The sequence below is a fragment of the Streptomyces himastatinicus ATCC 53653 genome (assembly GCF_000158915.1).
Taxonomy (GTDB): Bacteria; Actinomycetota; Actinomycetes; order Streptomycetales; family Streptomycetaceae; genus Streptomyces; species Streptomyces himastatinicus.
The window spans coordinates 7,856,877-7,867,827 of the sequence record NZ_GG657754.1 but is presented as its reverse complement, the minus strand read 5'-3'; the positions used below and the strand labels follow the sequence as shown (position 1 = coordinate 7,867,827).

Annotated in this window: 10 protein-coding genes and 3 pseudogenes; 3 read left to right on the top strand and 10 right to left on the bottom strand. The window is 73.5% G+C overall.

Features of this window, described 5'->3' with window-relative positions:
- A pseudogene (locus SSOG_RS58580) lies at positions 1-278 on the top strand (2-oxoglutarate dehydrogenase, E2 component, dihydrolipoamide succinyltransferase); the annotation flags it as partial.
- Here SSOG_RS58580 and SSOG_RS57615 read toward each other — a convergent pair.
- The 6 genes and pseudogenes from SSOG_RS57615 to SSOG_RS33435 form a co-directional block, all read right to left on the bottom strand.
- Positions 268-609 (bottom strand): annotated as a pseudogene (locus tag SSOG_RS57615) (SDR family oxidoreductase); the annotation flags it as partial. The pseudogenes SSOG_RS58580 and SSOG_RS57615 sit on opposite strands and share 11 nt — an antisense overlap.
- A gap of 67 nt (positions 610-676) precedes the next feature.
- Positions 677-1,012, bottom strand: a pseudogene (locus SSOG_RS58575) (SDR family NAD(P)-dependent oxidoreductase); the annotation flags it as partial.
- Positions 1,009-1,788, bottom strand: a complete 780-nt coding sequence (locus SSOG_RS33450) for an SDR family NAD(P)-dependent oxidoreductase (RefSeq protein WP_009718690.1) — start codon at positions 1,786-1,788, stop codon at positions 1,009-1,011. The pseudogene SSOG_RS58575 and the gene SSOG_RS33450, both read right to left, overlap by 4 nt.
- Positions 1,789-1,810: 22 nt before the next feature.
- Positions 1,811-3,163: an MFS transporter gene (locus SSOG_RS33445; protein ID WP_009718689.1), complete on the bottom strand. Its 1,353-nt coding sequence runs from the start codon at positions 3,161-3,163 to the stop codon at positions 1,811-1,813.
- 67 nt (positions 3,164-3,230) lie between these two features.
- A complete protein-coding gene (locus SSOG_RS33440) occupies positions 3,231-4,109 on the bottom strand; it encodes a polysaccharide deacetylase family protein (RefSeq protein ID WP_009718688.1) in 879 nt (292 codons plus the stop codon).
- Positions 4,102-5,145: an asparaginase gene (locus SSOG_RS33435; RefSeq protein WP_009718687.1), complete on the bottom strand. Its 1,044-nt coding sequence runs from the start codon at positions 5,143-5,145 to the stop codon at positions 4,102-4,104. Before SSOG_RS33435 ends, SSOG_RS33440 begins: the two co-directional genes overlap by 8 nt.
- A 228-nt stretch (positions 5,146-5,373) precedes the next feature.
- On the opposite strand from SSOG_RS33435, the gene SSOG_RS33430 reads away from it, so the two are divergent.
- On the top strand, positions 5,374-6,399 hold the full coding sequence (locus SSOG_RS33430; protein ID WP_009718686.1) for a LacI family DNA-binding transcriptional regulator: 1,026 nt from the start codon (positions 5,374-5,376) through the stop codon (positions 6,397-6,399).
- Between the two features lie 4 nt (positions 6,400-6,403).
- Here the strand turns inward: SSOG_RS33430 and SSOG_RS33425 are convergent, their stop codons facing one another.
- The 4 genes from SSOG_RS33425 to SSOG_RS33410 all read right to left on the bottom strand — a co-directional run bounded on the left by SSOG_RS33425 (position 6,404) and on the right by SSOG_RS33410 (position 10,503).
- On the bottom strand, positions 6,404-7,090 hold the full coding sequence (locus SSOG_RS33425) for a hypothetical protein (protein ID WP_039939286.1): 687 nt from the start codon (positions 7,088-7,090) through the stop codon (positions 6,404-6,406).
- Between the two features lie 59 nt (positions 7,091-7,149).
- The gene (locus SSOG_RS33420) at positions 7,150-7,992 is read right to left on the bottom strand and encodes an ABC transporter permease (protein WP_009718684.1); all 843 of its coding nucleotides are present in this window, start codon (positions 7,990-7,992) and stop codon (positions 7,150-7,152) included.
- Positions 7,993-8,122: 130 nt separating this feature from the next.
- Complete coding sequence (locus SSOG_RS33415) at positions 8,123-9,142, bottom strand: ABC transporter ATP-binding protein (RefSeq protein WP_009718683.1); 1,020 nt, start codon at positions 9,140-9,142, stop codon at positions 8,123-8,125.
- 53 nt (positions 9,143-9,195) lie between these two features.
- Positions 9,196-10,503 carry an NYN domain-containing protein gene (locus tag SSOG_RS33410; RefSeq protein WP_009718682.1) on the bottom strand — a complete coding sequence of 436 codons (1,308 nt, stop codon included), beginning with the start codon at positions 10,501-10,503 and terminating at the stop codon, positions 9,196-9,198.
- Between the two features lie 266 nt (positions 10,504-10,769).
- Between SSOG_RS33410 and SSOG_RS54150 the strand changes: the two genes are divergently transcribed.
- Positions 10,770-10,937 carry a hypothetical protein gene (locus tag SSOG_RS54150; protein WP_167542526.1) on the top strand — a complete coding sequence of 56 codons (168 nt, stop codon included), beginning with the start codon at positions 10,770-10,772 and terminating at the stop codon, positions 10,935-10,937.
- Positions 10,938-10,951: the final 14 nt, after the last annotated feature.

Below are 10,951 nucleotides of genomic sequence, written 5' to 3'. Positions count from 1 at the left end.
CCGGGTCCCAGGGCGCGGGCTCCTCGGCCCCGGCCCAGCGCCGTACGGCCGCGACGAGCGCGCCGAGCCCGTCGCAGGCGGTGGCCGCCCCGGTGGGACCGTGCACCAGCCATCCGCCGGGGCCCGCGGTCACCCGCAGCCCGCGCCGGTCCGCCGCCCGGGCCGCGGCGACGGCCACGGCCCGGCGGGCGGCGAGCCCGGCGGTCCAGGCCCGCGCCCAGTCGAACGCCCCGCGCTCACCACACGCCCCGCACATCCCGTCACCTCCTACGGCATGACGTCGCCGCTGTTCGGCCCCAGCGTCTGGCCGACGTACAGGTTGCCGCCGGGGTCGGAAGCCAGCAGGACGGCCGTGGGGGCCACCTCTTCCGGGCGGCCGAAGCGGCCCAGGGGGAGTTCGGCCTGCTTGGCGGCCTTCCAGTCGGCGGTGAGCCCGGCGACCATCGGCGTGTCGATGGGGCCGGGGGCGATGGCGTTCACCAGGACGCCGCGTTCGGCCACCTCCAGCGCGAGGGACTTGGTCAGCCCGATGACCCCGGCCTTGGCGGCCGCGTAATGGGACAGCGAGCGGCCGCCCTTGATGCCGAGCTGGGAGGCGATGTTTGATGACCCGCCCCCAGCCGCGCTCGGCCATCCCGGGGACGACGTAGCGGCAGCACAGGAAGACCCCGGTGAGGTCGACGGCGATGGTCTCGGACCACAGCCGCGGGTCCATCTCGGTCAGGGGCGCCTCGGTGAGGATGCCCGCGGCGTTGACCAGGATGTCGATGCCGCCGTGCTCGGCCTCCACCGCGGCCGTGACGGCCTCGACCGCGGCGGGGTCGGTGACGTCCACGGCGGCGTGCCCCGCCGCGCCGGTCTCGGCGGCGGCGGCCGCGGCGCGCGGCGCGTCGCGGTCGGCGATCACGACGCGGGCGCCCTCCCGTACGTACGCCTCCACGACGGCGCGGCCGATGCCGCTGGCCCCGCCGGTGACCAGCGCGGTGCGCCCCTGAAGGGCCCCGGCCGTCATGCGGGCATCCTGACGGTGAGTCCGCCGTCCACCACGAGGCTCTGCCCGGTGACGTACGAGGCGTCCTCGGAGGTCAGATAGGCGATCGCGGAGGCGACCTCCTCGGGCCTGCCGACCCGCCCCCAGGGGATGGAAGCGGCGGCGCGGGCGAGCCCGTCGGGGCCGAGCGAGTTGACCGGGTCGGAGGACTGCGGGGTGACGATGAGCCCGGGGATCACCGCGTTGACGCGGATGCCGCGCGGGGCCAGTTCGACCGCCAGGCTCCGGCACAGTCCCAGCACTCCGGACTTGGCGGCGGCGTAGTGGGCGTGGTCGCCCCAGCCGTAGACGCCGCCCGCGATGGAGGAGACGGCCACCATCGCGCCGGGTCCGGACATGCGCCCGGCGGCGGAGCGCAGGGTGCGCAGCACGCCGGTGAGGTCGACGGAGAGCATGTTGTCCCAGGCGTCGTCGGTGAGTTCGGCGAGCGGCGCCCGGCGCAGCACCCCGGCGTTCGCGACGGCGATGTCCAGGCGGCCGTACGCGGTGAGGGCGGCTTCGGCGAACGCCTCGACGGCTGCCGGGTCGCGTACGTCCACCGCGTGCCGTACGCACTCCCCGCCCGCCGCCTCGACCAGGCGCACGGTCTCCTCCGGGTCGTGGGGGTCGCCGGGGTAGTGGCCGAGCACCGTCCGCACGCCGCGGCGGGCGTAGGCGACGGCGAGCGCGCGCCCGATGCCGCTGGCCGCGCCGGTGATCACGGCGACCGGCCGCTCGGGCTGATCGTTCTGTATCACTGAAGAGACTCCTGAGTGGGGTTCAGGCTTCGACGGTGTCGACCCGGCGGGCCGCGAACATCACGAAGCCGGAGAGAAAGGTTCCGGCGGCGCCGATGAGCAGCGCGGTCTGGTCCCAGTGGGCGCCGGAGGCGAGCATCGTGGTGGCGAGGGCACCGGCGATGACGGCCCCGGGCTGGCTGAAGGCGTTGATGAAGGAGGTGCCGGTGGCCCGGCAGCGGGTGTCGTAGCACTCGCCCATGTAGAAGAGCATCGCGGCGTACGGGCCGATCAGAAAGAACATCCCGAGGGAGTAGAGCGCGACCACGGCCACGGTGCCGTGCGCGACGGTGAGCATGAGGGCGAAGAGGACGCCGGAGAGGATCCAGCCGCAGGCGATGACATTGCGGCGGCCGAAGCGGTCACCGGCCCAGCCGTGGAAGAGGTAACCGGCGAAGCCGACGGCGTTGATGACGATGAACAGCAGCAGGGAGCCCTCGAAGCTGACGCCCTTGGCCTTGGTGAGCACCGTCGTGCCGAGCACGCTGAAGATCTGGATGCCGAACCAGTTGGCGAGCCAGGCGAAGCTGAGCACGAGGGTGTTGCGCCGCGCCCGGCCGCGGAAGATCTCCACCAGCGGGGTGACGGGGGTCTCGTCCACGCCGTACTCGGCGGCGAGTTGCCGCGCCTCCGCCTCCTTGCCCTCCTTCCGCAGCGTCCGCAGCCGCTTCTCCAGTTCGAACTGCGGGGTCTCCGGCAGTCCGCGCCGCAGCAGGGCGATGACGAGGGCGGGGAAGGTGGCGAGCAGGAAGCAGCCGCGCCAGCCGACGAGCGGCAGGAAGACGGCGACGAACGCGGCCGCGAACAGGGTGCCGACGGGCCAGCCGGACTGCACCATGCTGTAGACGAAGCCGCGGCGCTTTTTGATCGCCTCGTCCTCGGTGACGGCGTAGATCTCGTTCAGATAGGTCGTGTTGACGGCCTGTTCCGACAGGCCCAGGCCGCCGATCGAGCGGACGCCGACCAGATAGGCCGCGCCGGGGGTGACGGCCGAGGCGGCGGAGGCCAGGGCGGTGCCCGAGACGGTGAGGATCATGCCCTTGCGGCGGCCGAGCCGGTCGACGAGCGGGCCGACCCCGAGGACGACGACGGCGGTGCCCACGGAGATCAGGGTCGAGACCAGCGCCGCCTGCTCGTCGCTCCAGCCGAAGCGGCCGGAGATCTCGGGCAGCAGGGTGCCGAAGAGGATGTAGTCGTAGACGGCGAACACCCAGGCGCAGAAGGCGATGACGGTGGCCTTGCGCGTGGCGCGCACGCCGATGCGGGGCAGGCGGGCGGCGGGTGGTCCGGGGGTGTCTGTGGGGGTGCCTCTGTGCTGGGAGGGGACGGTGGTCATGGCGGATTGCCCCTTGTCGGAAGCGGGGAGAGAGAGCGGGGAAGGGAGAACGGAGGGAGAGGGAGGATCAGGCCCGGGGGGAGCGGGCCTTGAAGTCGGTGGCGATCTCGTCGAACGTCGACCAGCGGACGCCCTCGTGGCCGCCGATGTACTCGATGAGCCGCTCCAGCATCAGCAGCGTCTGGGGGCGGCCGGAGACATCGGGGTGGAGCGTCATGGTGAAGGCCGCGTAGTCCATTTCGCGGTAGACCCAGTCGAACTGGTCGCGCCAGGTCTGCTCCAGCTCGCGCGGGCTGACGAAGCCATGGCTGTTGGCGCTGGCCTTGACGAACATCATGGGCGGCAGGTCGTCGAGGTACCAGTTCGCCGGGATCTCGACCAGGCCGGACTCCTCGCCGCGCACCAGCGGCTTCATCCACTCCTCGGCCGGACGCGAGTAGTCGATCTTCGTCCAGCTGTCGCCGACGCGCACGTAATAGGGCGTGAAGTCGTTGTGCATCAGGGAGTGGTCGTACGCGATGCCGCGCTCGATCAGCAGCTCGTTGGTCACCGGCGAGAACTCCCACCAGGGGGCGACGTAGCCCGTCGGGCGGCGCCCCGCGACCTTCTCGATCAGGTCGATGCTGCGGTCCAGGATGGCGCTCTCCTGGGCCCGGGTCATCGCGATCGGGTTCTCGTGCGAGTAGCCGTGGGCGCCCACCTCATGGCCCGCGTCGACCACCGCGCGGGTCTGGTCGGGGAACGTCTCCAGGGAGTGGCCGGGGATGAACCAGGTGGTGCGCAGGTCCTTCCGCTCGAACAGGCGCAGCAGCCGCGGCACTCCGACCTCCCCGGCGAACAGGCCGCGGGAGATGTCACAGGGCGAGTCCTCGCCGCCGTAGCTGCCCAGCCAGCCCGCCACCGCGTCGACATCGACGCCGAACGCCACAAAGATCTCTTTAGCCATGCTGGTTCCTCTCGGATGGTGTTTCCGGTGCTGATTCCGGTGCTGATTCCAGTGCTGTTCTCAGTGCGGTCCGCACCCGCGCCGGGTCGCCGTAGCACCCGAGCAGGGCAGTGAGCAGGACCCGCGCCTGGGAGGGGCGCAGGGTGCCGGTGGGGATCGCCCCGGCCCGGACCAGGTCGGCGCCGCCGCCGTTGCCGTACACCGCGGCGACCGGACCGGCGTGGACGCGGGTCGAGAGCGCGACCACGACGCCGGAGGCGACGAGCCGCGCGACCTCGGCGGCGACCTGCGGGTTGGCGTTGCCCGCGCCGGTGGCCTCGAGGACCACCGCGCGGGCGCCCGCGTCGGCCACCGCGCGCAGGGCCCGGATGTCGCAGCCGGGGTAGACGGCGACGATGTCGGTGCGGATGCGCTCGGGCGCCTCGGGGCGGAAGGCCGCGAGGTCGAGCGGTTTGGGGCGCAGCGGCGCCGCGGTGATCTCCACGTCGCCGTCGGCCACCCGCCCCAGCGGACCGCCGTCGGGGGCGGCGAACGCGGCGGGGGCCACGGTGTGGGTCTTGCGGGTGCCGCGGGCGGGGTAGATCCGGCCGTCGAAGGAGATCAGTACGCCGAGGTCCCGGGCCCGGGCGGCGTTGGCGACCGCGAGGGCGTCGGCGAGGTTGCGCGGCCCGTCGCCGTCCGGGGCGTCCGCCGGGCGCATCGCGCCGGTGAACACCACGGGCCGGGGGTCGGCGTGGAAGAGGTCGAGGAGGTACGCGGTCTCCTCCAGGCTGTCGGTGCCATGGGTCACCACCACGCCCCGGACGCTCTCGTCGGCCAGCGCCTCGTGGGCGGCCACGGCGACCTCGCGCATATCGGCCGGGGTCAGCAGATAGCTGCCCAGGCAGAAGACGTCGCGCGTCTCGACCGGCACCCCCGGGGGCCGGGGAAGCCGCTCCAGCAGGGCGTCCGCCGGATCGGCGGCGAGCCTGGTGCCATGGGCGTCCTGGCGGGTCGCGATGGTCCCGCCCGTCGACAGTACGACGATCCTGCGCACCCGGCCTCCTCTTGATGTGGCGTGATGTGGCGCGTTTCAGGCCGCGGTGCGTGGCCTGAAAGCGTCGCATTGCGTGACTCAAATCCGACCCCAAACGTTTGGGGCAATCGTTTGGGTAGGATGTGTGTCACCGGCCACAGCTGTCAAGAGGTCCGCTGTTACCATCACGATCGTTTGCCGCACCGGGGACCGGGGTGCGGCGGTAGGACAACCGGAGGCCGAGCCGAAGTGGGCACGCAGCAATCACGACCGGTCACCTTGCGCACCATCGCCGATCAGCTCGGTCTGCATGTCTCGACCGTCTCCCGGGTGCTGCACGCCAAACCGGACGAGAGCCTGCGCGCCGCCTCGGCCGACACCGTGGAGCGGGTCCGGCGGCTCGCCGACGAACTGGGCTACCAGCCCAACCCCCACGCCACCAGCCTGCGCACCCGGCGCAGCAACCTGGTCGGCGTCCTGGTCCCCCGGCTGTCGGACATCGTGCTCGCCACGATCTACGAGGGGATCGAGGAGGCCGCCGCCGAACAGGGTCTGTCGACGTTCGTCGCCAACACCGGCGACAACCCCGAGGCCCAGCGCACCCGCACCAAGATGGTCATCGGGCGGCGCGTCGACGGCATGATCTTCGGCGACGCGCATGCGGACGGGCGCTTCCTGGCCGAGGTGGCCGGGCGCGGCATCCCGTTCGTCCTGGTCAGCCGGACCTGTGCCGACCACCCGTCGGTGACCTGCGACGACTATCTGGGCGGCCGCCTGGTCGCCGACCATCTGCTGGAGCTGGGCCACCGCGATGTCGCGGTCGTCGCGGGCGAGCCGTACGCGAGCACCGGCATCGACCGTACGGCGGGTCTGGTGGACCGCTACCGGGAGGCGGGGCTGCCGATCCCAGCCCACCGGATCACGCACTCCCGCTTCGATGTGCCCGGCGGGCACGCCGCCACGGCGCGGCTGCTGGACACGCCGGAGCCGCCGACGGCGGTCTTCGCGGTGAACGACTTCGCGGCCATCGGCGCGATCGGCGCCCTCCGCGAACAGGGCCTGCGGGCGGGCGCCGATGTGGCGGTGGTGGGGTTCAACGACACCCCGCTGGCGGCGGAATTGCCGCTGCCGCTGACGACCGTGCGGTCGCCCATGCTGGAGATGGGCCGCCGGGGCCTGCGGATGCTGGTCCGGCTGCTGGAGGGCGAAGCCGTCGAGTCCGAGCGCCTGCGCCCGGAACTGGTCGTCCGCGCCTCCAGCGCGCCGCGGCCCTAGAGGACTACGCGGCGGTCGTGGTCTGGTAGTAGGTCTCCGGCTCCTCGTCGCGGGGGCCGAACAGACCGGTCAGGGCCAGGTGCACGACCATCGCGGCCACCGACCACGCCAGCAGCGCGCCCTTCGCGTTCAGCTTCAGCGGGGCGTCGAACGCGACGCCCTTGCCGACCTGCCGGGCGTGCGTCACGACGTCCGTGGACGGCCCGAGCCAGACGCCGAGACGCCAGGCGATCACCGAGCCGAGGACGCCGCCGATCGCCAGCCCGACCACCAGGGCGACCCCGCCACGGCGGCAGAACAGGAAGGTCAGCCCCGCCGAGACAAGGCCGAAGGCCAGCGCGGCCAGTACGAACACCCCGTCCGCGCCGATCGCGTTCTCACCCTCGGAATCCTTCAGATAGACGGCCTTGCCGTCCGAGATCAGCGACACCCGGGGCGCCAGCCACAGCCAGAGCAGCCCGAGCAGCACGCCCGCGACCGCCACCGCGATCGCCACCACGGACGCCTGCACCAGCTCAGCCCGCAGCTCCTCCCCCGGCTCGGAGTGCTCGGCGTGCTCGGACTCCTCGGCGGGATACGGATCGGGGTGCCCCTGCGGACCCTGCGCGGCCGGTTCGCCCGGTGCGGGCTGCCCGTGCTCGGCGTCGTCGTGCGGCGAGGGCTGTTCATGTGGCGTCAACGGTGCGGTCACTCCGTCATCGTGCCAGGTGGACGGCGTACTTCGGTCGGCGGGACGTTCGCTGCGGCGCGTCACCGCACGGCTGCCCGGCGATAGGCCCAGGTCGCGGCGGCAAGCGACACCACGGCCACCCCCGCGCACACCCCGAGGTCGGCGCAGACCGCCAGCCAGTCGGGCTGACCGTCGAAGGACCGGGCCAGGGCCTCCACACCGTACGTCGACGGCAGCAGATCACGCGCGTACGACACTACCTCCGGCATCCGGTCGGCGGGCAGCACCCCCAGCAGCAGCGCGGCCGACATCCCCAACTGCCCCAGCAGCGTGGCCAGTTCCTGGCGCGGCGCGAGCAGCCCGAGGGCCGCGCCCAGGCCCGCGAGCGCGGCGCCGGAGAGCGGGATCACCGCGGCGAGTACCCACAAGTGGCCCATCGGCAGCTGGAACAGCGCGCTGCCGACGACCGCGGTGACGGCGGTCCCCGGCACGGTGAAGGAGGCGTACGCGGCGGCCGCGCCGAGCACCACAGCGGCGGGCGGCACCGGCAGCGTCGCGTAGTGGTCGAGCCCGCCGCTCGCCCGGAGCTGGCCGAAGTACTGCGCGAGCAGATTGAGCGCCACGAAGGCCACGACGAGCACGCTCGACCCGGCCACCACGGACCGCGCCGCGCTGCCGCCCTCGTCCACCACGCCGCGCATCAGGACCATGATCCCGATCGACTGGAACGTCGCCACGAACAGCAGCGGGATCCGGGCCACCCGCGCCCGCGACAGCTGCGCCCGGTAGACCGCGGCCAGCGCGGGCAGCAGCCGCGCGGAGGCCGCGAGCGGCGCCGGGGCCACGAGCGGGGCGGGGGCGGCGTCGGCGGGCCGGGGCACGGCGCCACCGGCCTCCTCGACCGGCGCACCGGCCTTCGGCATGCCGGGCATGGCCTGCGCGGGCACGACACTCACGTCTGCGCTGCTCCTCTTCCGTCTCGCTTGGTCACGGGCTTGGTTACGGACATGATCACGGTCGCGTTCACCGCATGCCGTCCCCCGATACCGTCCCTCATGTCTTCACCAGCCCCTCCACGCTCTCCGTACGGCCGCCCAGCGCCACGTACACGTCCTCCAGGCTGGGCGTGGCGAGGGTGAAGTCGTCCAGCGCGGCGAAGGCGGGACCGCCGGTCACGGTGGCGATCGCGGCGCGCGCCGCGTCCGGGGGCAGCCGCAGCGTCCAGCGCCGCCCGGAGGCGTGCGCGGCGTCCCGCAGCGCGGCGACCCCGGGGATGTGCAGCGGCGCCTCGGCGCGCCACACCAGCTCCACCCGCACCTCGTCCGCGACCATCGCCTTGAGCCCGGCGGGGGTGTCGCAGGCGATGACCCGGCCCCGGTCGAGCACCGCGACCCGGTCGAGCACCGTCTCGGCCTCGATGACGTTGTGCGTCACGAGCAGCACGGTCACCCCGCGCTCGGCCCGCCGCCGGTCCACGGCGGCCCAGACGGCGCGCCGCGCCACCGGGTCCATCCCGGTGGTCGGCTCGTCCAGCACCAGCAGCGGCCGCTCCCCTACCAAGGCGGCGGCGACGCAGGCCAGCCGGCGCTGACCGCCGGAGAGCTTCTTCAGCGGCCGCCCGGCGAGCCCGCCGAGCCCCAGCTCCTCGATCACCGCGTCCCGCTCGGCGCGGGCGGCGCGCACGTCGAGCCCGCGCAGCCGCGCGGTGGTCTCGGCGGCGAGCGCGACGGTCAGCTCGTCCAGCGCGGTGGAGTCCTGACCCAGGTAGCCGAGGAGGCGGGAGGCGCGCTCGGGATGGCGTACGAGGTCGTGGCCGAGCACCCGGACCTGGCCCTGGTCGGGCCGCAGCAGGCCGGTGAGCTGGCGTACGAGGGTCGACTTCCCGGCGCCGTTGGGCCCGAGCAGCCCGAACACCTCACCGCGCGACACGTCCAGGTCGATGCCGTCGCTGGCCCGCACCGCGGGCGTGGCGGGCGCACCGCGGCGGCCACGCGCCGCGGGATAGGTCTTGACCAGGCCGCGCACGGTGCACACCACATCGCCTGCCGTCGCCTGTTTCGCGCCCGTCCTCACGAGCTATGAGGGTACGCGCCCAAACAGCCGGTGCCGTCCGCGGGGGGCCCGGCCTACTCTCCGGCGGGGGCGTGCTCGGCGGCGGTGCGGACGTCGATCTCGCGCCAGAACCCGGCCCGGATCGCATAGCGGTCGTGCTCGTCGATCTGGTCGTCCTTGTGGGCGAGCAGGCCGAAGCGGGCCGCGTAGCGCAGCAGCTCACCGTCGATGCGGTGCGGGATGCGCGGGTACTCCGTCGACAGCTGGTGGAGGTGGCCCGCGTCGGAGAGCCGCTCGGTCCAGCGGCGGGCGAAGACCTGGCCGACCTCGAACGGGTCGCCGCTGACCGCGGTGATGTCCTCCTCGCGGTCGGCCCAGCGCTGCTCGGCGCTGGTGAGCTGGGCCAGCATGGGCAGATTGGCGGTCTCCGGCGGCTCGCCCACGCCCGAGCCCGGGCCGCGGTCGACCCAGCCCTTGTCGGAGGACCAGCGGAGGGTGGCGCTGGGGGCCGGGTGCGGTGCGGCGGAGGAGCCGGGTCCGCGACCCAGGCCCGCGAGGTCCTTCGGGGTCGGCACGCCCTTGGCCCCGCCCCCGGCAGTGGCGTCCGGCGCGGCGGCGGGGGCCGGGCCGGGCGCCGATCTGGCGTCCGGGCCCGCCGGGGACGGTGCGGCGCCCGGGGCGCCCGCCGCGGTCCGCGCCGTCCCGTTGTGGGTGCCGGGCGATTCGGCCGCTGCCGCCGCGGCGGCAGCGGCGGCGGTCTCCGGCAGCGGGGCGGCCAGGATGGCGGCGATCTCCGGGCGGGGCTCGGTGGTGGGGGCGCAGGGCCCGGGAAGCTCCTTGGCGCGCACCGCGCCGGTGATCCACGCCCGGTCCAGGACGCGCCGCTCGTCGGCCTCGGCGACCAGGTCCTCGGACTGGTTGTAGTCGCCGTCGGCGGCCTGGACGGCCCACAGGTGGACGGCGACACCGTGTTCCTTGGCCGACATCAGCCCGGGCAGCAGATCGCCGTCGCCGGTGACGAGCACGATGTCGGAGCAGGCGCGGTTGCGGGCCAGCTCGGTCAGCTCGGCGTGCATGGCGGCGTCCACGCCCTTCTGCGCCCAGCGGCCGTCGCTGCGGGTGAGCGCGCCGAGCCGGACGGTGACGCGGGGCATCACGCGCAGCCGCCGGTGCTCGGGCTGCGGTACGCGGTCGGGGGCGCCGTCGAACCAGTAGATGCGCAGCAGCGGGCGCTCGGTCTCGGCCTCGGCGCGCTCCCGCAGGCCCTGGATCAGGGTCGCGTGGTCGACGGAGATGCGGGAGCGGGCGGGCTCCCCGGCCAGCAGGCTCGCGGCGGCGCCCAGCAGATAGCCAGCGTCCACCAGGACGACGCAGCGGTCCACGTTCCACCCTCTTTCCTGAAGTCCAGTCGTCGGTCGCCCCCCGACACAGCCGTGCCCCGGATCTGTTCTCGGTCCTCTTGGTCCTCCCTTCGAGTCTGCCCGACCGTACGGGGGTTATCAGTCCGAACTGGATCACCGGCGTGGCGGATACGCCCTCCTGGGCAAGACCGCCCTTCTCACTCACGGTAATTGCCCGAAATGCACGGGTCACCAAGGCGTGTCACTGTTTCTTCCCGGGGGCTGATCCCAACTGGAGGCACACCACCATGGGTAAGAACAAGAACCGCGATCGCAAGCAGCAGCAACAGCAGAACCGCGGTCAGGCCGACCAGTCGCAGCAGTCCTCGATGGAGGCGCAGTCCCCGCAGATGCCGCCGGAGGGCACCCCCTCGACGGCGCGCAAGAACCGCCAGAAGAGTTTCGGCCACAACTGACCCGCCGCCCAGAA

Excerpts from the sequence above, each read along its gene's own strand:
- SSOG_RS33420 (WP_009718684.1), bottom strand. The coding sequence starts at position 7,992 with ATGCCGAAGGCCGGTGCGCCGGTCGAGGAGGCCGGTGGCGCCGTGCCC.
- SSOG_RS33440 (WP_009718688.1), bottom strand. The coding sequence starts at position 4,109 with ATGGCTAAAGAGATCTTTGTGGCGTTCGGCGTCGATGTCGACGCGGTG.
- SSOG_RS54150 (WP_167542526.1), top strand. The coding sequence starts at position 10,770 with ATGGGTAAGAACAAGAACCGCGATCGCAAGCAGCAGCAACAGCAGAAC.
- SSOG_RS33445 (WP_009718689.1), bottom strand. The coding sequence starts at position 3,163 with ATGACCACCGTCCCCTCCCAGCACAGAGGCACCCCCACAGACACCCCC.